Below are 20623 nucleotides of genomic sequence, written 5' to 3'. Positions count from 1 at the left end.
AAGCCGGCAACACTCAGCGATTCGCCGCCGCCACGATCAGCGCCTTCATTTCCGCAACCGCCTGCTTGAAGCCGACGAACAGCGCGTGGGCAACGATGGCGTGGCCGATGTTCAGCTCGTTGATCCCGGCGATCGCCGCTACCGGCTCGGCGTTGTGGTAGTGCAGGCCGTGGCCGGCGTTGACGATCAGCCCGTGGGACAGGCCGAACTCCACACCATCGCGGATGCGCGCCAGCTCATGGGCGGCTTCGGCCGGGTTGTGCGCATCGGCGTAGCGGCCGGTGTGCAACTCGACGGCCGGCGCACCAATACGTGCAGAAGCCTCGATCTGACGCTGGTCCGGATCGATGAACAGCGACACTTCGCAACCGGCGGCCGCCAGGCGCTGCACTGCTTCGCGGATGCGTGCTTCCTGGCCAGCGACGTCCAGGCCGCCTTCGGTGGTCAGCTCCTGGCGGGTTTCCGGCACCAGGCAGACATGGGCCGGGCGGATGATCTCGGCGAACTTCATCATCTCCTCGGTGACGCCCATCTCGAAGTTCATGCGCGTCTGCAGCACTTCGGCGAGCACGCGCACGTCGCGGTCCTGGATGTGCCGGCGGTCTTCGCGCAGGTGCACGGTGATGCCATCGGCGCCGGCTTCCTCGGCGTCCAGCGCGGCTTTCACCGGGTCGGGATAACGGGTGCCGCGGGCCTGGCGCAGGGTGGCGACGTGGTCGATGTTCACGCCGAGCAGGATACGGTTGGCTTCAGTCACGGGAGTTGTCCTTGCGATTCATGAAGAGCTCGCGGCTGACCAGCGGTCGGCCGCCAAGATGGGGCGCCAGAGCCTGGCGCATCAGGCGCTTGGCTGCCGCCAGGGCACCGGGGGCACTCCAGTCGGCTTCGGCCATGGCGAGCAGGTCGGCACCGTGGAACAGGCCCGGCTGCAGGCTGCCGACCGGCTCGAGGCCCGAGTCGGGCACCAGGCGGTAGAGACCGTCGGGGGCGACGCTCTGGCCGACGATATCGGTGTCCAGGGAAAAACCATAGCCCAGGTCGTCCAGCAGGCGCCATTCGAAGGAGCGCAGCAGCGGCTCCAGCGGCCTGCCAGCCGCCAGCAGTGGCAGGGTCGCGCGGTAGTGCTCGAACAGCGCGGGATGCGGGTCTTCCGCCGGCAGCAGGCGGATCATCAGCTCGTTCAGGTACAGGCCGCTGAACAGCGCCTCGCCACTGAGCAGATTGGGAATGCCATGGGGCTCCAGGCGCACGACGTTCTTCAGCTCGCTGCGCCCGCGGAACTCGGCTTCCAGCGGTACGAACGGCCGCGCCAGCGCACCAGCCTTGCCCCGCGCGCCGCGCAGCACAGCACGCAGACGCCCCTGCGGGGTGAAGAAATCCACCAGCGCGCTGGTTTCCTTGTAGGGACGGCTGTGCAAGACGAAGGCGGCTTGGGCAGTGGAAGCGAGGCTCATGGCGCTACGCCTGGAGTGGAAGTCGGGAAGCGGATGCGCTCAGGCACCCGCAGGGTACGCCCCGCGAAGTTCGCGGGGCGTCGAGGGTCAGAGGTCGCCGTAGCCCAGCGAACGCAGTGCGCGCTCGTCGTCGGACCAGCCGCCCTTCACTTTCACCCAGAGGTTGAGCATGACCTTGGAATCGAACAACACTTCCATGTCCTTGCGCGCGTTCTGGCCAATGCTTTTGATGCGCTCGCCCTTCTCGCCGATGATGATCTTCTTCTGGCCGTCGCGTTCGACCAGGATCAGCGCATGGATGTGCAGGATAGGACCGTCCTGCTTGAACTCCTCGATCTCCACGGTGACCTGGTACGGCAGCTCGGCGCCGAGTTGGCGCATGATCTTCTCGCGCACCAGTTCGGCGGCAAGGAAGCGGCTGCTGCGGTCGGTGATCTGGTCTTCCGGGAAGAAGTGCTCGCTCTCCGGCAGGCGCTCGGCCACCAGGGACTCCAGCACGTCAAGGTTCTGCCCGTGCTGGGCGGAAATCGGCACGACTTCGGCGTTCGGCAGCTGTTCGGCCAGCCATTGCAGATGCGGCAGCAGGTCGCCCTTGTCTTCCATGCGGTCGACCTTGTTCACCGCCAGCAGGACCGGGCAGCTCACGTACTTGACCTTGTCGTAGACCATCTGGTCTTCGTCGGTCCAGCGGTTGCGGTCGACGACGAAGATCACCACATCGACGTCCTTCAGCGCGGCACTGGCCGAACGGTTCATGTAGCGGTTGAGTGCCTTGTCGTTGTCCTTGTGCAGGCCAGGGGTGTCGACATACACCGCCTGCACGTCACCCTCGGTCTTGATGCCCAGCAGGGTGTGGCGGGTGGTCTGAGGCTTGCGCGAGGTGATCGCCAGCTTCTGCCCGAGGATGTGGTTGAGCAGGGTCGACTTGCCGACATTGGGGCGGCCGACGATGGCAACGTAACCGCAACGAACGGCTCCTGCTTCATCCTGCTCGGATGGGTCGTGCTGGTCTTGCTCGTGCTCACTCATGGCCATTCTCCACGCCCAGGGCTGCCAGCGCGGCGGCGGCTGCCACCTGCTCGGCGATGCGGCGGCTGCCGCCGTGACCGTGGGTCTTGTCATTCAGCAGGGCCACCTCGCACTCCACGAAGAAAGTGCGGCAATGCGGTTCGCCCTGGATATCCACCACGTCGTAGCGCGGTAGTTCGCACCCGCGGGACTGCAGGAATTCCTGCAGGCGGGTCTTGGGGTCCTTGTTGGTATCCACCGGGGTCAGCTCGCGCAACTGCGGGCCGAGCCAGTCCATGATCCGCTCACGGGCGGAATCCATGCCGGTGTCCAGATAAATGGCGCCGATCAGCGCTTCCATGGCGTCTGCCAGGATCGACTCGCGACGGAAACCGCCGCTCTTCAGCTCGCCCGAGCCCAGTCGCAGGTAATCCCCGATTTCGAAACCGCGAGCCAGCAGGGCCAGGGTCTCGCCTTTCACCAGTCGCGCGCGCAGGCGAGACAGCTGGCCTTCGCGGGCCTGGGGAAAGTGGGTGAACAGAGCTTCGCCGATGACGAAGTTGAGGATGGCGTCACCGAGGAACTCCAGGCGCTCGTTGTTGCGCCCGGCGAAACTGCGATGGGTCAGCGCCAGGACCATCAGGTCCTGGTCGCGGAAGGTGTAGCCAAGCTTGCGCTCGAGTCGATCCAGGCTGTTGTTACTCACGGCATTCGTACACGGAATTCTTTGTCAAATTTCACCACCAGGTCGATGTTCTGTACCAGTGGCTCGCGTTTTTCGTATTTCAGGTGGGCGCGGAACTCGTTGTTCTCGAGCTTCACGTCCAGGGCATCTTCCAGATTGAGGTCACGGATGTTGTTGAGCATCAGCGCCTTGTTCACATAGGCGTAGAACTCCGGAACCGAGTGCACTTCCGCGGCCTTGTCGGTTTCCACCGAAGTAACGGCCTTCTCGATGGCGTAGTAGTCCATGTAGTGCGGAATGATCTTGAACGCGGCGCTGGCAAGGAATGCCACGACGGCAAGCACGACCAGCCAACCCAGCAACGACATTCCCTTCTGCGAACGTGCGTACGTCATATCGACCTCATGTCGGTATCTTTCTTATTTGCCCGCCAGGCGCGACGGGTCCAAGTAAAGCGGGGCTGCCTCGCTCCCCGCGTGCAGCCCCGCCCATTTTTCTAGCATCGTTCCAGCGTTGCCGGCCTGGACCGTCTCACAAGTTTAGTGAATCACACCAACTCGCGAGAAATTCGGCATGTTGCGCATCTTCGGGTCCGGCCAGCTCATCCAGACCGCGAACGCCTTGCCGACGATATTGCGGTCCGGAACCATGCCCAGCAGCTCTTTCGGAATCTTCGGATCGTTCCAGTAGCGGCTGTCGTTGGAGTTGTCGCGGTTGTCGCCCATCATAAAGTAATGGCCGGCCGGCACTTTCCACTGCTTGCCCGGCTCGATGCGGAAGCGGGTCATTTCCTTGCGGATCATGTGCTCCACGGCGCCCAGCTTCTCCTGGTACAGGGTCACGCTGCCCAGGGTGCCCGGCTCCTCGCCCACCAGCGACTCGGCCACGGCCTGGTCGTTGATGTACAGGCGCTTGTCGCTGGTGTAGCGGATGGTGTCACCCGGCACGCCGATGACCCGCTTGATGTAGTTGATGTTCGGGTCGCTGGGATAGCGGAACACCATGACATCGCCACGCTGCGGGTCTCCCACCGGGATCACCTTGGTGTCCAGCACCGGCAGGCGGATGCCGTAGGCAAACTTGTTCACCAGGATGAAATCACCCACTTCCAGCGTCGGCTTCATCGAGCCGGACGGAATCTGGAACGGCTCGACCAGGAACGAACGCAGCACCAGTACGATGAACAGCACCGGGAAGAACGACTTGCCGTACTCGACGAGCACCGGCTCCTTGTTGAGCTTCTCCAGCACTTCCGGGTCGGGCTCGCCGACCGTGCCCTCGTAGGCGGAAATGGCTGCCCGGCGGCGCGGTGCGAACAGCACCAGGTCCACCAGGGCGAGAACGCCGCAAACTGCGACGGCAATCACCAGCAACAGCGGGAAATTCAGGGTCATAGGGTTCAACTGTCCACTTTGAGCACAGCGAGGAAGGCTTCCTGCGGAATCTCCACGCTACCGACCTGCTTCATCCTTTTCTTACCGGCCTTCTGCTTCTCCAGCAGCTTGCGCTTACGGCTCACGTCACCACCATAGCACTTGGCCAGCACGTTCTTCCTGAGCGCCTTGACCGTCGAGCGAGCGATGATCTGCCCGCCGATGGCTGCCTGAATCGCGACATCGAACATCTGCCGCGGAATCAATTCCTTCATCTTCTCCACCAGTTGACGGCCCTTGTAGGGGGCGTTGTCGCGGTGGACGATCAGAGCGAGGGCGTCGACCTTCTCGCCGTTGATCAGCACATCGAGACGCACCAGGTTGGCCGGCTCGAAGCGATCGAAGCTGTAATCCAGCGAAGCATAGCCACGACTGGTGGACTTCAGGCGGTCGAAGAAGTCCAGCACCACTTCGTTCATCGGCAGGTCGTAGATCACCTGGACCTGGCCGCTGAGGAAGTGCATGTCGCGCTGGACGCCACGCTTCTCGATGCACAGGGTAATGACGTTGCCCAGGTGCTCCTGAGGCACAAGAATCGTCGCGCGGCAGATCGGCTCGCGCATTTCATCGATGGACGAGAGGTCGGGCAGCTTGGACGGGTTGTCGACATAGAGGATGTCGCCGTTCTTCTGCACGATCTCGAAGATCACGGTCGGTGCGGTGGTGATCAGGTCCAGGTCGTATTCGCGCTCCAGGCGCTCCTGGATGATCTCCATGTGCAGCATGCCGAGGAAGCCGATACGGAAGCCGAAGCCCAGGGCCTCGGAGCTTTCCGGTTCGTACTGCAGCGCCGCGTCGTTCAGGGTCAGCTTCTGCAGGGCTTCGCGGAAGTCTTCGAAGTCATCGGAGCTGACCGGGAACAGGCCGGCGTAGACCTGCGGCTTGATGCGTTTGAAGCCCGGCAGCACGTCCACGTCGGGCGTGTTGTTCAGGGTCAGGGTGTCGCCCACCGGGGCCCCGAGAATGTCCTTGATGCCGGCGATGATGAAGCCCACTTCGCCAGCCTTGAGGTCCGGAGTCTCGGTGTGCTTGGGGGTGAAGACACCGACGCTGTCCACCTGGTGGACCTTGCCGGTGGACTTCACCAGGATCTTGTCGCCTTTCTTCACCCGGCCGTGCTTGACGCGCACCAGCGAGACCACGCCCAGGTAGTTGTCGAACCAGGAGTCGATGATCAGCGCCTGCAGCGGCGCGTCGATCTCGCCTTCGGGCGCCGGGATGGCGGTGACCAGGCGCTCCAGTACATCTTCCACGCCCATGCCGCTCTTGGCCGAGCAGGCTACGGCGTCAGTGGCGTCGATGCCGATGATGCTTTCGATCTCGTCCTTCACGCGGTCCGGGTCGGCCTGCGGCAGGTCCATCTTGTTCAGCACGGGCATCACTTCCAGGCCCTGCTCGATGGCGGTGTAGCAGTTGGCGACCGACTGCGCTTCCACGCCCTGGCCTGCGTCCACCACCAGCAGCGCGCCTTCGCAGGCGGCCAGCGAGCGGCTGACTTCGTAGGTGAAGTCGACGTGGCCGGGGGTATCGATGAAGTTCAGCTGGTAGGTCTTGCCGTCCTTCGCCTTGTAGTGAAGGGTGACGCTGTGCGCCTTGATGGTGATGCCGCGCTCACGCTCCAGGTCCATGGAGTCCAGAACCTGGGCCTCCATCTCGCGGTCGGACAGGCCGCCGCACATCTGGATGAAGCGGTCTGCCAGCGTCGACTTGCCATGGTCGATGTGGGCGATGATGGAGAAATTGCGGATATGACTCAGGTCACTCACGGCGAACACACTCGGAAGGCTGAAGGCGGCGGTCCGCCGAAAAATAGCCGGGGAGTTTACCTGAATACAGCCAGGGGCGTCACGCCGCGCCGGACGGTCAGGCATGAAAAAGGGCGGTCGAGACCGCCCTTTTTCGGTGCGCCAACCTTATTCGGTCAGCTTGAAGGTGATGAAGCTCGCACGACCCTGGCGCAGCACGCGCATGGAGATCGAACGATCCTTCGGCAGCGCCTTGGCGATTTCGCTGAAGGTTTTCGAAGAATCCACTGCACGGTTGTTCAGGTGGGTGATGACGTCGCCCGCACGCAGGCCGATCATCGCCGCCGGTCCACCCTGCACTTCCTTGATCACCACGCCGCCCTTGATATCCAGGGACTTGCGCTGCTCGGCAGTCAGCTCCGCCACGGTCACGCCCATGCGGTTGCTGCTGCGCTCGGCGCCTTTGCCTTCGACCGCGGCAACGGCATCGTCGTCGTCCGGCAGGCTGCCGATGGTCATGCTCAGGGTCTGGCGCTTATTGTCACGGATGACTTCTAGGGACGCCTTGTCGCCGGGCTTCATGTTGCCCACCAGGTGCGGCAGGTCGGCGGATTCGTTGATGGTCTGGCCATTCAGGCTGAGGATCACGTCCCCCACCTGCAGGCCGCCCTTGGCTGCCGGGCCATCTTCCACCAACTGCGCCACCAGCGCGCCGGCCGGCTTGTCGAGGCCGAAGGACTCAGCCAGGTCCTTGTTCACTTCCTGGATCACCACGCCCAGCCAGCCACGGTTGACCTTGCCGCCAGCCTTGAGCTGATCGGCGACGTTCAGCGCCACATCGATCGGGATCGCGAACGAAAGCCCCATGAAGCCGCCGGAACGAGTGAATATCTGCGAGTTGATGCCCACCACTTCACCCTGCAGGTTCAGCAGCGGGCCGCCGGAGTTACCCGGGTTGATCGCCACGTCGGTCTGGATGAACGGCACGTAGTTCTCGTTCGGCAGGCTACGGCCCTTGGCGCTGACGATACCGGCCGTCACCGAGTGATCGAAGCCGAACGGCGAACCGATGGCCAGCACCCACTCACCGACCTTCAGCTTGTCGGAATCGCCCAGCTTGAGCGTCGGCAGGCCCTTGGCGTCGATTTTCAGCACGGCCACATCGCTGCGCGGATCGGCACCGACCAGCTTGGCCTTGTGCTCGCTGCGATCGGACAGGCGCACGAGGATCTCGTCAGCATCGGCCACCACGTGGTTGTTGGTGAGGATGTAGCCATCATCGGAAATGATGAAGCCCGAGCCCAGCGACTGGGCTTCACGCTGCTGGCCACGGGGCGCCTGCCCCTGGCCGCGGGGAATGCTGCGTTCGAAGAATTCGCGCAGGCCCGGCGGCAGGCCGTCGAGGTCCGGAATGCCCATCTGCGCGTTGGAGCGATCGGGAAGCTTCTGCGTGGTACTGATGTTGACCACCGCCGGCGAAGCCTTCTCGACCAGCGGCGTAAAGTCCGGTAGTTCAGCCCGCGCGGTGACCGACAGGCTCAGGGCCAGCAGGGCGACCAGCGCAGCCATGCTGCGTTTCAGGGTTTGCATTGACTACAGCTCCCGTGATGTTGATTGGGAAGATCACTAAACAGGGCCGGGCGGCCCACCGACCAGCGCACGCAGCACAACCGGTTGCATCGCCGGATCATCCGTATGGCGTCGCGCGTAGTGACGCACCAGCAGCCAGGTCAGCAGGAATCCCGCCAGCCCGGCCACGATGATGAGAGGTTCCCTCAGATCGAAGCATGCCGCCAGCAGCGCCAGCGCGAACAGTCCGATCAGTGGGGAAAGATAGAAAAGCAGGGCGCTCTTGAGCAGAAGCTCTTCGTCCATGCCAAGCAGGATTTCATCGCCTGGCTTAAGGCTCGATGAAGCCGGACTCCAGGGGATCGACGTGGTTACGCGGCCACGCCGCTGGAGAAGCCCCAGTCGCTCACCCAGCCCATGACCGCAAGCGGCGTTGGCTGAACATCCCGAGCAGGTGGAGCGGCGCAGCGTTTCGACCTGGACAGCGCCAGACTCGATCGCAATCACCCTCCCCCGCTCCTGGATCACTGTGGCTGGGCTCCCGATGGCCGCATGGACAACGCCACGCGCTCGGCCGTGCCACTGGGTATCTCGCCGACGACTGTCACCATGGTGCCGCCGTCTTCGCTGGCGAACCGCCTCGACACCACAGTGGTCGGGCCCAACTGGGTACGGGCATCATCGACCTTGGCGCCATGCAGCGGCTCGAGGAACACCGAGAAGCGCGCCAGGCCGTCGCCATAGGCCAGGCAAAGCACCTGGTCATTGGAAACCGGGCTGCGTTCCTGCAGCGTGCTGTTCAGGGTGAAGCCCGGCGGCACCCATTCGGAGTGCCAGTTGGTCTTCACTTCGGCGACCTTCGCTTCCTTCACCGGCTTGCATGCCGAGCTCGGCTGCAGCTCGCCGTCGTCCGGCGCCGCCATGTCGATGCGGGTGAATTGCAGGCGCTCGATGATCTGACCCTTGTCGTTGAGCAGCAGGGACTTGAGCGGCAGGCCGGTCTGCTTGTCCAGGTGCAGCTCGAATCCGTAGCGATGCTGGTCACGCGGGATCACCGCCAGCACCACTGCCGGGCGGTCGGCAATGCGCGACTCGCCGGCGACGCGAACGTCATAGTAGGCGGACAGATCGGTCGGATTGAGCTTGCGTGCCGGCCACATCTCACCGGTCGACACCTGGCCCGACATCCCCCCGCCTACGCACTGGGTAGCGCCATCGACGCGCACCACTTCCTGGCGCGGCCCATCGACCTGGACCAGATGCTCGCGCACGGAGCCATCGCTCTCCACACGATGCCAGACATCGTGGGTGGTGAAGGCTCCGCTGCGTTCGTAGATGAAGGTACCCTGGAAGTTCTGTTGCTGATCAGCCTCGGAGAGGCGCTTGATCCAGTCCAACGCATCGGCGGCCTGGACTGGCAATGCCAGCAGACCGCCGAGGAAGAACAACAGTGCTGTCGTAGCGCGCATGTCGCTCCTTAAGGTCGCAAATCAGCGGCTTTCCAGGCTCGCGGCGCGCGCGTAAGGCAGGGCGCTGTCGGTGCCGCTGACAGCGGACTGCTGCGCGTGCTGACGCAGGTAACCCGGAAGACGCTGCTCGTGCCAGGTGGTCTGCCCGCCCTGGGCATTGGTGATCACCTGCGGCGCCTCGTCCTGAGTGTAGCCTGCCAATACCGCCGGGCCTTGCACTTGCGGCAGGGCGATCTGCGGAGTGGCGCCTTGCTGGGCAAGGCCGTTGGCAACACTGTCATCCTGGTGGTACATGCGCACACCGGCCAGCACGGCCAGGGTCACCGAGGCGGCGACGGCCAGGCGGCCGACGTTGCGCCAGGGATTGCGACTGCGCGGCGCCGGTACGGCCTCATCGGCCAATGCGGCGGAGACGGCAGCTGCAATGTCCAGCTTGGGCATGGCCGGCTCACGGTGCATCACTGCACGGGCCAGTTGGTAACGGGACCAGGTGGCCCGCAATTCGGCGTCCTCGCCGCAGGCTGCAAGCACACGCCGCAGCTCCAGCTCATCCGCTTCGTTATCCATAACAGCGGACAGCGACTCCTGCAGGGCTTCACGACTCATAGCGGTACCTCTCTTGGCTTCTGCCGCTGTATCAGACTTCATCATGCAACAAAGGCTGCAAAGCTTTGTCGATCGCTTCCCGCGCACGGAAGATCCGTGAGCGGACGGTTCCCACCGGACACTGCATCACGGTGGCGATATCTTCGTAACTCAGGCCTTCGAACTCACGCAGGGTCAAGGCCGTGCGCAAATCATCGGGCAACTGCTGGATGGTGCGATGGACCGTTTCCTCGATCTCATCCCGCAGCATGGCTCTTTCCGGCGACTCGATGTCCTTCAGGGCGTGATCGCCGTCGAAGAACTCCGCGTCCTCTGCCGTGACATCGCTGTCCGGCGGCCGCCGACCGCGCGCAACCAGATGGTTCTTCGCGGTGTTGATGGCGATACGGTACAGCCAGGTATAAAAGGCACTGTCACCGCGGAAGTTACCCAAGGCGCGATACGCCTTGATGAACGCTTCCTGTGCGACGTCCTGGGCTTCCTGGGCGTCGTGCACGAATCGCACGATCAGCCCCAGAATCTTGTGCTGGTACTTCAGCACCAGCAGGTCGAAGGCCCGTTTATCTCCGCGCTGTACCCGTTCAACCAGTTGCTGATCCGTTTCCTGGGTTAGCATGAATGCTCCTCTGAAAACCTGGAGGAGCTTCGAGCACCCTGGTGAATCGTCCTGCCAAGATAGACTCGGGTCTTTTGCAAAAGTTCTCCCCTCCAAGCATACGCCGCACAGTTTTTTCACATTGGCGGCAACCGGACCCCGACATGCGTCCGAAGCCCGTCAAATTCAACTGTACCGGGCGGAACACCCGCTCCCCTTCCGCGCAATGTCAATCTGCGCGCAAAGCTGATTGGGTATTCCGCGTTCGAACCGGAACGCCTGAAAAAGTTCCGGGGATTTACCGTGATCCTTCAATGATTTCGACGCCCTCGGACGCCCGCCAGGCCGGCTTGAGCGGGGAAGAATGCCTCCCGCCCTGCGACTGCCGTCCCGCCGCACGCACCTTCGGTGTCATCGGTTCGCCAGTATTGTGCCGTGGCCCCCTTCTATATACTAGGGCGCCATTTTGTGGAGCCGGGTATGAGTCAGCATTTCCAGCATGATGTCCTAGTGATCGGCAGCGGGGCCGCCGGCCTGACCCTGGCGTTGACGCTGCCTTCGCACTTGCGGATTGCCGTGCTGAGCAAGGGCGAACTGTCCCAGGGCTCCACCTTCTGGGCCCAGGGCGGGGTCGCTGCCGTGCTGGATGACACCGATACCGTGGAATCCCACGTCGAGGACACCCTGGTAGCCGGTGCCGGCCTGTGCCGCGAGGACGCGGTGAAATTCACCGTCGAGCATAGCCGCGAGGCCATCCAGTGGCTGATCGAGCAGGGCGTGCCGTTCACCCGCGACCACGAGCCGGGCCGCGAGGACGGCGGCTTCGAATTCCACCTGACCCGCGAGGGCGGTCACAGCCACCGGCGCATCATCCACGCCGCCGACGCTACCGGCGCCGCCATCTTCAATACGCTGCTGGAGCAGGCACGCCAACGGCCGAACATCGAACTGCTGTCGCAACGGGTCGCCGTCGACCTGATCACCGAGCGAAAACTGGCGATGAACGGCCAGCGCTGCCTGGGCGCCTACGTGCTGGACCGCGCCACCGGCGAAGTGGATACCTTCAGCGCGCGCTTCACCGTGCTCGCCTCCGGCGGCGCCAGCAAGGTCTACCTCTATACCAGCAATCCCGACGGCAACTCCGGCGATGGCATCGCCATGGCCTGGCGCGCCGGCTGCCGGGTCGGCAACCTGGAGTTCAACCAGTTCCACCCGACCTGCCTGTACCACCCGCAGGCCAAGAGTTTCCTGATCACCGAGGCGCTGCGCGGCGAAGGCGCCCTGCTCCGTCTGCCCAACGGCGAGCGCTTCATGCCGCGCTTCCACGCCCTGGGCGAACTCGCCCCGCGTGACGTGGTAGCCCGCGCCATCGACCATGAAATGAAGCGCCTGGGCATCGACTACGTCTACCTGGACATCAGTCACAAGCCGGCCGAGTTCATCCGCGAACACTTCCCCACCGTCTACGAGCGCTGCCTGGACTTCGGCATCGACATCACCTGCGAACCCATCCCGGTGGTGCCGGCGGCGCACTACACCTGCGGCGGCGTACTGGTGGATTCCCAGGGTCGCACCGACGTACCGAACCTCTACGCCATCGGCGAAACCACCTTCACCGGCCTGCACGGCGCCAACCGCATGGCCAGCAACTCGCTGCTGGAGTGCTTCGTCTACGCCCGCTCCGCTGCCGCCGACATCTTCGCCGAGCTTCCCAAGGCACAGCCCCTGGTCGCGCTGCCGTGCTGGGATGCCAGCCAGGTGACCGATTCCGACGAGGACGTGATCATCGCGCACAACTGGGACGAGCTACGGCGTTTCATGTGGGACTACGTGGGCATCGTGCGCACCAACAAGCGCCTGGCCCGAGCCCAGCACCGGGTGCGTCTGCTGCTGGACGAAATCGACGAGTTCTACTCGAACTACAAGGTCAGCCGCGACCTCATCGAGCTGCGCAACCTCGCCCAGGTGGCCGAGCTGATCATCCTCTCCGCCATGCAGCGTCACGAGAGCCGCGGCCTGCACTACACGCTGGACTACCCGGACCTGCTGCCCGAGGCCCGCGACACTATCCTGGCGCCGCCCACCTACTGCGACTGAAGCGCAGCCGCACGCGCAGGCGCCGGTGCAGCTCGGGCGCCAGGGCATCGGCGGGAACACAGACGCTGCGCGCCAGCCAGTCGCCGGGACGGCGGAAACGCAGGACGATCAACCAGGGCAACGCCAGGCTGTCCGGCAGCAACTGCACCGGCTGGAAGCCCTCCCGCGCACTCCACAGCTGCCAGCCCTCGGCGTTGTGGCGCAGCGCACGTACCGAATCCGCCGCGCGCAATAGAATCCGCCCAGGCACAACCCAGCAGGCATGCAGCAGGCAGAGGCTCAGGCCGAGCGTCTTCCAGTGCAGGGGAATCTCCGCGAGCAGCAGCGCCAGGACGGCACCGAACTGCGCGGCGAGATAGGCCGCCAGCAAACCGACGGACGGTTGCCAGCGGCATTCGAAGGGGTCACTTCGGCTGGACACGGTCCAGGATCATCCGAACGATGATGCGCAGGTCGGCATCTTCCGGCTCGCCGCGCTGCATGAACCAGCCGAACATGTCCTGGTCCTCGCATTCCAGCAGCTTGCGGAAGCGCGCCTGATCATCGGCGGGCAGGCCCGGGTAGACTTCCTGGACAAAGGGCACCAGCAGGACGTCCAGTTCCAGCATGCCGCGGCGGCTGTGCCAGAAAAGGCGTTTGAGTTCGGTTTCGTCGGTCATCTGCGGGCACCTCGATTAACAGCGGGCGAATACGTGTTGTCGCTCGCGAAGTCGACGGACGGCGCGAGCCGAGCGGCATTATACGCATGCTCGACTCCCCCGGCACCCGCTGACAAGGCACGGCCCGGGCTCTATCATGAGGCCCCTAACTTTCTTCCAGCGAATCGTGATGACCGACTCTGCTTTCTACACCGAACTCAATCACGAAGGGATTCTCGCCGTCCGTGGCGCGGACGCCGGCAAATTCCTCCAGGGCCAGCTGACCTGCAATCTCAATTATCTCAACGCCGAATACTCCAGCCTCGGCGCTCGCTGCACGCCCAAGGGCCGCATGACCTCCAGCTTCCGCATCCTCGCCGAGGGCGAAGGCTTCCTGTTGGCCATGGCCAGGGACCTGCTGGACAGCCAACTGACCGACCTGAAGAAGTACGCGGTGTTTTCCAAGGCCACCCTCGCCGATGACAGCGCCCAGTGGGCGCGCTTCGGCCTGAGCGGTGCCGATGCCGTACTCGCCGAGCTGGGCCTGGCGCTCTCCGGCGAAGCCGACCAGGTGGCACGGGCCGACGGCCTGATCGCCATCGGCCTCGGCCAGGGCCGCGTCGAACTCTGGGCGCCGGCCGAACGCGCCGCCGCCATTGCCGAGCTGCTGCAGGCTCGCCTGCCCCACGCCGAGCTCAACGACTGGCTGCTCGGCCAGGTCCGTGCCGGCGTCGGCCAGGTGTTCGGCGCCACCCGCGAGCTATTCATCCCGCAGATGATCAACCTGCAGGCGGTGGGCGGCGTGAGCTTCAAGAAAGGCTGCTACACCGGCCAGGAAATCGTCGCGCGCATGCAGTACCTCGGCCGCCTCAAGCGCCGCCTGCAGCGCCTGAAACTCGATGGTGCCGACCTGCCGGAGCCGGGCCGTGAGCTGTTCTCGCCGGTGCATTCCAGCAGCGTCGGCGAAGTGGTACTGGCGGCCCGCGCGGCCGATGGCGTGGAACTGCTCGCCGTGCTGCAGGAAGACGCCGCTGCCGACGGCAATGTGCGCCTGGGCGAGGACCAGCCCCTGCGCCTGCTGGACCTGCCCTACGTTCTGGACAGCGACCGCGAGATCCAGCGCTGAATTCCGTGCCGGGCGGGGAGCCCGGCTTTCCCTGAAGGACACTGCATGAGCAAGCTTGCCGAAAAAGTACAACAGGAACTGCTGCGGGCTATCGATAACGATGAGCTGGTGCTGCCGACGCTGCCGGAAGTCGCCCTGCGCGTCCGCGAGGCGGCGGAAGACCCGGACATCAGCATCCAGGACCTCAGCAAGGTGATCGGCAACGACGCTGCCCTGACCGCACGCATCATCAAGGTGGTGAACAGCCCGCTGCTGCGCACCAACAAGGAAATCACCGACCTGCAGATGGCGATCAGCCGCCTGGGCATCAACTACACCTGCAACCTGGCCACCGGCCTGGCCATGGAGCAGATGTTCCAGGCCACGTCCGACGTGGTCGATCGCAAGATGCGCGAGGTGTGGAACAAGAGCACCGAGATCGCCGGCATCTGCCATGCCCTGTGCCGCCACTACACCCGCCTGGCGCCGGACCAGGCGACCCTCGCCGGGCTGGTGCACCAGATCGGCGTGCTGCCGATCCTCACCTACGCCGAGGAGCACAGCGAACTGCTGGCCGACTCCATCAGCCTCAACCACGTGATCGAGCGCATCCACCCGATCATCGGCGACCGCATCCTCAAGGCCTGGGACTTCCCGGCGCCGATCGCTGCGGTGCCGGGGCAACACCTGGACTTCACCCGCGACTCGGCCAAGGTCGACTACGTGGACATCGTCCAGGTCGCCACCCTGCAGAGCTACCTCGGCAGCCAGCACCCCTACACCGAGCTGGACTGGGCGACCATCCCGGCCTTCGCCAAGCTGGGCCTGGACCCGACAGCGGACGTGAAGGAAGACGAAGACCTCTCCGCCGCCATGGAAGCGGCGATGAGCATGCTGCAGTAACGGCAGACCATTGCGCCGGCGGTGATCGATCGCGGACGGAGTCCGCTCCTACGCAGGGATCAAGCTCCGGGTAGGAGCGGACTCCGTCCGCGATGCTTTCGCCCAACACCGAAACCCGCCCTCACCGGCGGGTTTCGCGTTTCTGGCTCAGGCGTTTTCCGCGGGGAAGGTCACCCGCACCAGCAGCCCGCCCAGTTCGCCCTGGCCCAGCTCGATGCGGGCGCGGTGGGCGCTGCAGATCTCGCCGACGATGGCCAGCCCCAGGCCGGTGCCCTGCTGGCGGCGGCGGTAGAAGCGGCGGAATACCTTGTCGCGCTCTTCCGGCGGGATGCCGGGGCCGTCGTCCTCGACCTCCAGCTCCGCCGGCGAGCGCACGCGGATGATCACGTTGCCGTCCGCCGGGGCGTGGGCAATGGCGTTGTCCACCAGGTTGCTGAGCAGCTCGTTGAGCAGGGTCGGATCGCCCTTCACCCAGGCCGGCTCGGCAGCCTCCAGCGCCAAGCTGACGCCGCGCGAATAGGCCAGCGGCGCCAGCGCCAGGCCCAGTTCGCGGGCCAGCTGGCCCAGTTCGATGCGCTCCCCGGCGCCTTCGGCGATGGCGCGCGCGCCACTCTCCACCCGCGCCAACGACAGCAACTGGTTGGCCAGCCCGGTCACCCGGTCGGTGTTCTGCACCGCATCCGCCAGCGTCGCCCGCCACTGCTGCGGGTCCTGCTCGCGCAGGCCCAGCTCCAGCCGCGCCTTGAGTGCCGCCAGCGGGGTACGCAGTTCGTGGGAGGCCTCGGCGATGAACTGCGACTGCCGGTCGAACAACCCGCGCAGGCGCACGGTGAAGTGGTTGAGCGCCGCCACCAGCGGACGCAGCTCCTTCTGCACGCGGACTTCCGGCAATGGCCGCAGGTCGTCCGGCTGGCGATCTTCCACGGCCTCACGCAGACGATCCAGCGGGCGCAGGCCGGCGCTCACCGCGTACCAGACCATCATCAGCGCGGCGATGGCCGACAGCGCCAGGTTGAGCAGCGTGTCGGCGAGCAGGTTGCGCGCCAGCCGCTCGCGCGCGCCCATGGTTTCGGCGACACGGATTTCCGCCATGCCGTTGACCGTCGGCTGGCTCACCGGCTGCAGCAGGCTGACCACCCGCACGCCCTGCCCTTCGTAGGTGGCATCGTAGAACTTGGCCAGCGCCGGGTAGTCGTCCGTGCGCGGCGTGGTCGGCAGCGGCGGCGGCAGGTTCTCATAGCCGGAGATCATCTTTCCCTGGGGGTCGATGACCTGGTAGAAGATGCGCCCGGCGCTGTCGTACTCGAAGCTGTCCAGCGCCACGTAGGGCACATTGGCGCGCAGGGTGCCGTCACTGGCGTAGAGGCCATCGGCAATGTCCCGCGCCGACGCCAGCAGGGTCCGGTCATAGGCGATGTCGGCCGCGTGCCGGGCGCGCCAGTAGGTCGCCGCACTGCCGATCAGCAACAGCACCAGCAGCAGGCCGCCGAGGCGCCAGAGCAGGCGCCCGCGCAGGCTGCCCGTACCCGGGAAGGCCCAGCGCCGTTCAGCCATCCTGGGCTTCCAGCAGGTAACCCAGGCCGCGGAAGGTAACGATGCGCACCGAGCTGCCCTCGAGCTTCTTGCGCAGGCGATGCACGTAGATCTCGATGGCATCGGCGCTGGCGTCCTGGTCCAGGCCGAACACCTGTGCCGCCAGTTGCTCCTTGCTCATCACCCGCCCCGGCCGGGCAATCAGCGCCTCCAGCACGGCCTGCTCGCGGGAGGTCAGGTTCATCGCCTGCTCGGCGAGGGTGAAGCGCCGCGCGCCGAGGTCGTAGACCAGTTCGCCGCAGCGTTGCTGCTGCTCGCCGCCGAGCACGCTGCGACGCAGCAGGGCCTTCACCCGCGCTTCCAGTTCGGTGAGCTCGAAGGGTTTGGCCAGGTAATCGTCGGCGCCCAGGTTCAGCCCGTGCACGCGGTCGCGCACTTCGCCGCGGGCGGTGAGCATCAGCACGGGCAGGGTCTTGCCGCGCTCGCGCAGACGCGCCAGCACCTGGAAGCCGTCCAGCCGAGGCAGGCCGACGTCGAGGATCGCCAGCGCATAGTCCTCGCTCGCCAGCGCCAGATCGGCGGCCACGCCATCCTGCAGCAGGTCCACGGTCCAGCCGGCGCCCTTGAGCGCCTGGGCGACGCTTTCGCCGAGTTGCGGATGGTCTTCAACCAGGAGAATTCGCACGCGTTTCTACCCCTCGGACTACAGGTTCGGGCCGGCAGTTTACCCATCCGCGAGCCGCTGTGAATGGGGGAAATTCGCTGAAATCACTGCGAAAGGAGACTGAAAGCCTGGCGAAAGCTTAGCCCGTTAGCATCGCCAACGAGCCGCCTCCCAACCCCGAACTTTCAGCGCCGACTGCCCAGGCGCAACGGCGGGAGAAGCGGACTCGACGACGGCGAAGACCGTCAACAGAGCGCAAGGCGGCGTGGTGCCCTTGCGCGACAACAACAAGAACGGAGACCACAGATGCCCACCGCCCAGCCTTTGGCTGCACCGGCTTTCGCCAAGCCCAATTGCCGTTGCCTGACTCCCGCCCTGCTGGCTTTCGCCGGGGTCGCCCCGCTGTGCGATGCCGCCGGCTTCATCGAAGACAGCAGCGCCACGCTCAGCACCCAGAACATCTACTTCAACCGCGACTTCCGTGACGGCGCCGGCCAGTCCAAGCGCGAGGAGTGGGCGCAGGGTTTCATCCTCGACTTCCAGTCCGGCTACACCCCCGGCACCATCGGCGTCGGCCTCGATGCCATGGGCATGCTCGGCCTGAAGCTCGATTCCTCGCCGGACCGCACCGGCACCGGCCTGTTGCCGACCCACGATGACGGCCGCGCCGCCGACGAGTACAGCAAGCTCGGCCTGACTGCCAAGTTCAAGGCCTCCGAGACAGAGCTGAAGATCGGCAGCCTGATCCCCGACCTGCCAACCCTGCAGCCCAACGACAGCCGTCTGTTCCCGCAGACCTTCGAGGGCGGCCTGCTCAACTCCACCGACCTGCCGGGCCTGAACTTCACCGGCGGGCGCCTGGAGAAGGTCAAGGACCGCGATTCCAGCGACTACACCGACCTGGCGCTGAACAACAAGAACCGTCGCTTCTCCGGTGGCAGCGCCGAAGGCAAGCACTACGATCTGGCCGGCGGCGACTACAAGTTCACCGATAACCTCACCGGTCGTTACCACTACGCGCAGCTGGACGAGGTCTACCGCCAGCACTTCGTCGGCCTGCTCGCGGCCTACCCGCTGGGCCCCGGCAAGTTCAGCGCCGATGTACGCCTGGCCGTCAGCGACGACCAGGGCGAGGCGCGCGGCGGAGAGATCGACAACCGCGCCTTCAACGGCCTGCTTGGCTACGCCCTGGGCGCCAGCAAGTTCAGCCTCGGCTGGCAGCAGATGAGCGGCGACAGCGCCTTCCCCTACATCGATGGCAGCAACCCCTACCTGGTCAACTTCGTCCAGGTCGGCGACTTCGCCGAGACCGACGAGCGCTCCTGGCAGGTCCGCCACGACTACGACTTCGCCGGCCTCGGCATCCCCGGCCTGACCCTGATGAATCGCTACATCAGCGGCGACAATGCCAAAATCAACGGCATGGACGGTCACGGCAAGGAATGGGAGCGCAACACCGACATCAAGTACGTGATCCAGAGCGGCCCGCTCAAGGACGTGGCAGTGCGCGTGCGCAACGCCACCTACCGTTCGAGCTTCGCGCGGGACGCCGACGAGACACGTATCTACCTCAGCTACTCCCTGGCGATCTGGTAAACCGACAACAATAAGAGGAATCGCACCATGTCCACCGTCCTGCGCAACCTGACCCTGGCCGGCGCCACCCTGCTCGCCGCCAGCCAACTGATGGCCGAGCCCAAGCGCCCGGAATGCATCGCCCCGGCCTCTCCCGGCGGCGGCTTCGACCTCACCTGCAAGCTGGCACAGAGCGCCCTGGTGGACGAGAAGCTGCTGACCAAGCCGATGCGCGTCACCTACATGCCCGGCGGCGTCGGCGCCGTGGCCTACAACGCGGTGGTCGCCCAGCGCCCGGCCGATGGCAACACCATCACCGCCTTCTCCAGCGGCTCGTTGCTGAACCTGGCCCAGGGCAAGTTCGGCCGCTTCGACGAGAACGCCGTGAAATGGCTGGCCGCCGTGGGCACCAGCTACGGCGCCATCGCGGTGCCCAGTGACTCGCCGTACCAGAACCTCGGCGACCTGGTCGCTGCGCTGAAGGCCGACCCGGGCAAGGTGGTGATCGGCTCCGGCGGTACCGTCGGCAGCCAGGACTGGATGCAGACCGCGCTGATCGCCAAGGCTGCCGGCATCGATCCGAAGCAGCTGCGCTACGTCGCCCTGGAAGGCGGCGGCGAGATCGCCACGGCGCTGCTGGGCGGGCACATCCAGGTCGGCAGCACGGATATCTCCGACTCCATGCCGCACATCCGCGCCGGCAAGATGCGCATCCTTGCGGTGTTCTCCGAAGAGCGTCTGAAGGATGAAGGCATGGCCGACATCCCCACCGCCAAGGAGCAGGGCTTCGACATCGTCTGGCCGGTGGTGCGCGGCTTCTACGTCGGGCCGAAGGTGAGCGACGAGGACTACCAGTTCTGGAAGGCCTCGTTCGACAAGCTGCTGGCCTCGGAAGACTTCGCCAAGCTGCGCGACCAGCGCGAGCTGTTCCCCTTCGCCATGACCGGCCCGGAACTGGACGCCTACGTGAAGCAGCAGGTGGCCCAGTACAAGCAGCTCGCCCGCGAGTTCGGCCTCATCCAGTAACGCCCCGTGCGGCGCCGCCTTCAGCGAAGGCGGCGCAAGGAGACTCCCCATGTCCCGTACCAGCCTCTTCCAGCGGCTGTTCGCCGGCGCCTGGCTGTTCGCCTGCGTCGCCTTCGCCCTGATCGCCTGGCAGCTGCAGGCGCCCTTTTCCTACGAACCGGTTGGCCCGCGCGCCTATCCGCTGCTCTGCCTGGGCCTGATGGCCGCCGGCCTCGCCTGGCTGATCGTGCGGCCGACGCCGATCAAGCGCGAGGACGACGAGCCCGCGCTGGAAGGCGCGCTGCTGGCCAAGGTGGTGCTCTGCGTCGTGCTGCTGGCGGTCTACGCCGGGCTGTTCGAGCCGCTGGGCTTCATCCCCGCCAGTGCCCTGGTCGGCACCTTCATCGCGCTGATCTACGGCGGCCGCCCGCTGGCCAGCGTGGTCACTGCCACGCTGCTCGCCATCGGCCTCTACGTGCTGTTCGACCGCACCCTGGACGTCCCGCTGCCGCTGGGCATCCTCGATCCCCTGCTCTGAG

22 protein-coding genes are annotated in these 20623 nt (G+C 65.3%); 6 read left to right on the top strand and 16 right to left on the bottom strand.

Translation table 11 applies throughout. The features are described from left to right. Positions 1–13: 13 nt before the first annotated feature. From pdxJ to rpoE, 12 genes are all read right to left on the bottom strand, one after another. Positions 14–757, bottom strand: a complete 744-nt coding sequence (gene pdxJ / locus N5C91_RS02695; protein WP_017517398.1) for a pyridoxine 5'-phosphate synthase — start codon at positions 755–757, stop codon at positions 14–16. Continuing rightward, positions 750–1454, bottom strand: a complete 705-nt coding sequence (gene recO / locus N5C91_RS02690; protein WP_279827729.1) for a DNA repair protein RecO — start codon at positions 1452–1454, stop codon at positions 750–752. Before recO ends, pdxJ begins: the two co-directional genes overlap by 8 nt. A gap of 87 nt (positions 1455–1541) precedes the next feature. Continuing rightward, positions 1542–2483, bottom strand: a complete 942-nt coding sequence (era, locus tag N5C91_RS02685) for a GTPase Era (RefSeq protein WP_279827726.1) — start codon at positions 2481–2483, stop codon at positions 1542–1544. Then, positions 2476–3168, bottom strand: coding sequence for a ribonuclease III (gene rnc / locus N5C91_RS02680; protein WP_279827724.1), 693 nt, complete (start codon positions 3166–3168; stop codon positions 2476–2478). Before rnc ends, era begins: the two co-directional genes overlap by 8 nt. Further along, positions 3165–3542, bottom strand: coding sequence for a DUF4845 domain-containing protein (locus N5C91_RS02675; RefSeq protein WP_236171911.1), 378 nt, complete (start codon positions 3540–3542; stop codon positions 3165–3167). Before N5C91_RS02675 ends, rnc begins: the two co-directional genes overlap by 4 nt. A gap of 144 nt (positions 3543–3686) precedes the next feature. After that, positions 3687–4541 (bottom strand): signal peptidase I, encoded by an 855-nt coding sequence (lepB, locus tag N5C91_RS02670; RefSeq protein ID WP_236171912.1) that lies wholly within the window; start codon positions 4539–4541, stop codon positions 3687–3689. A gap of 5 nt (positions 4542–4546) precedes the next feature. Next, on the bottom strand, positions 4547–6346 hold the full coding sequence (lepA, locus tag N5C91_RS02665; protein ID WP_024765539.1) for a translation elongation factor 4: 1800 nt from the start codon (positions 6344–6346) through the stop codon (positions 4547–4549). 147 nt (positions 6347–6493) lie between these two features. Beyond that, positions 6494–7915 carry a DegQ family serine endoprotease gene (locus N5C91_RS02660; RefSeq protein ID WP_236171914.1) on the bottom strand — a complete coding sequence of 474 codons (1422 nt, stop codon included), beginning with the start codon at positions 7913–7915 and terminating at the stop codon, positions 6494–6496. Positions 7916–7951: 36 nt separating this feature from the next. Then, a complete protein-coding gene (locus N5C91_RS02655) occupies positions 7952–8422 on the bottom strand; it encodes a SoxR reducing system RseC family protein (RefSeq protein WP_279827719.1) in 471 nt (156 codons plus the stop codon). Next, positions 8419–9363 (bottom strand): MucB/RseB C-terminal domain-containing protein, encoded by a 945-nt coding sequence (locus N5C91_RS02650; RefSeq protein ID WP_236171917.1) that lies wholly within the window; start codon positions 9361–9363, stop codon positions 8419–8421. The genes N5C91_RS02655 and N5C91_RS02650 overlap by 4 nt, the downstream gene beginning before the upstream one ends. Positions 9364–9384: 21 nt before the next feature. Further along, positions 9385–9969: an RseA family anti-sigma factor gene (locus N5C91_RS02645; protein WP_024765536.1), complete on the bottom strand. Its 585-nt coding sequence runs from the start codon at positions 9967–9969 to the stop codon at positions 9385–9387. A gap of 31 nt (positions 9970–10000) precedes the next feature. Beyond that, positions 10001–10585 (bottom strand): RNA polymerase sigma factor RpoE, encoded by a 585-nt coding sequence (gene rpoE / locus N5C91_RS02640; protein WP_024765535.1) that lies wholly within the window; start codon positions 10583–10585, stop codon positions 10001–10003. A gap of 459 nt (positions 10586–11044) precedes the next feature. On the opposite strand from rpoE, the gene nadB reads away from it, so the two are divergent. Then, positions 11045–12661 carry an L-aspartate oxidase gene (gene nadB, locus N5C91_RS02635; RefSeq protein ID WP_279827712.1) on the top strand — a complete coding sequence of 539 codons (1617 nt, stop codon included), beginning with the start codon at positions 11045–11047 and terminating at the stop codon, positions 12659–12661. Here nadB and N5C91_RS02630 read toward each other — a convergent pair. Next, positions 12630–13082, bottom strand: coding sequence for a protein YgfX (locus tag N5C91_RS02630; RefSeq protein ID WP_279827709.1), 453 nt, complete (start codon positions 13080–13082; stop codon positions 12630–12632). The genes nadB and N5C91_RS02630 overlap by 32 nt on opposite strands. Beyond that, a complete protein-coding gene (locus N5C91_RS02625) occupies positions 13066–13320 on the bottom strand; it encodes a succinate dehydrogenase assembly factor 2 (RefSeq protein WP_024765533.1) in 255 nt (84 codons plus the stop codon). Before N5C91_RS02625 ends, N5C91_RS02630 begins: the two co-directional genes overlap by 17 nt. A 169-nt stretch (positions 13321–13489) precedes the next feature. Between N5C91_RS02625 and N5C91_RS02620 the strand changes: the two genes are divergently transcribed. Both N5C91_RS02620 and N5C91_RS02615 read left to right on the top strand, forming a co-directional pair. Beyond that, a complete protein-coding gene (locus N5C91_RS02620) occupies positions 13490–14425 on the top strand; it encodes a folate-binding protein YgfZ (protein ID WP_279827702.1) in 936 nt (311 codons plus the stop codon). A gap of 45 nt (positions 14426–14470) precedes the next feature. Next, a complete protein-coding gene (locus N5C91_RS02615) occupies positions 14471–15307 on the top strand; it encodes an HDOD domain-containing protein (protein ID WP_236171929.1) in 837 nt (278 codons plus the stop codon). A 147-nt stretch (positions 15308–15454) separates the two neighbouring features. On the opposite strand, the gene N5C91_RS02610 is transcribed toward N5C91_RS02615, so the two are convergent. Both N5C91_RS02610 and N5C91_RS02605 read right to left on the bottom strand, forming a co-directional pair. Next, the gene (locus tag N5C91_RS02610) at positions 15455–16861 is read right to left on the bottom strand and encodes a sensor histidine kinase (RefSeq protein WP_236171931.1); all 1407 of its coding nucleotides are present in this window, start codon (positions 16859–16861) and stop codon (positions 15455–15457) included. After that, positions 16854–17525, bottom strand: coding sequence for a response regulator (locus tag N5C91_RS02605; RefSeq protein WP_024765529.1), 672 nt, complete (start codon positions 17523–17525; stop codon positions 16854–16856). Before N5C91_RS02605 ends, N5C91_RS02610 begins: the two co-directional genes overlap by 8 nt. A gap of 285 nt (positions 17526–17810) precedes the next feature. On the opposite strand from N5C91_RS02605, the gene N5C91_RS02600 reads away from it, so the two are divergent. From N5C91_RS02600 to N5C91_RS02590, 3 genes are read left to right on the top strand one after another with little or no spacing between them, the layout of a single operon-like run. After that, positions 17811–19100 (top strand): OprD family porin, encoded by a 1290-nt coding sequence (locus N5C91_RS02600; protein ID WP_279827690.1) that lies wholly within the window; start codon positions 17811–17813, stop codon positions 19098–19100. A gap of 27 nt (positions 19101–19127) precedes the next feature. After that, positions 19128–20105, top strand: a complete 978-nt coding sequence (locus N5C91_RS02595) for a tripartite tricarboxylate transporter substrate binding protein (protein WP_236171935.1) — start codon at positions 19128–19130, stop codon at positions 20103–20105. A gap of 49 nt (positions 20106–20154) precedes the next feature. Beyond that, positions 20155–20622 carry a tripartite tricarboxylate transporter TctB family protein gene (locus tag N5C91_RS02590; protein ID WP_279827686.1) on the top strand — a complete coding sequence of 156 codons (468 nt, stop codon included), beginning with the start codon at positions 20155–20157 and terminating at the stop codon, positions 20620–20622. Position 20623: the final 1 nt, after the last annotated feature.

Source organism: Pseudomonas sp. GD03903 (assembly GCF_029840045.1).
Classification (GTDB): Bacteria; Pseudomonadota; Gammaproteobacteria; order Pseudomonadales; family Pseudomonadaceae; genus Pseudomonas; species Pseudomonas pseudonitroreducens.
Note: the sequence above shows the minus strand (reverse complement) of the source record. Positions and strands in the feature narration are given on the sequence as shown.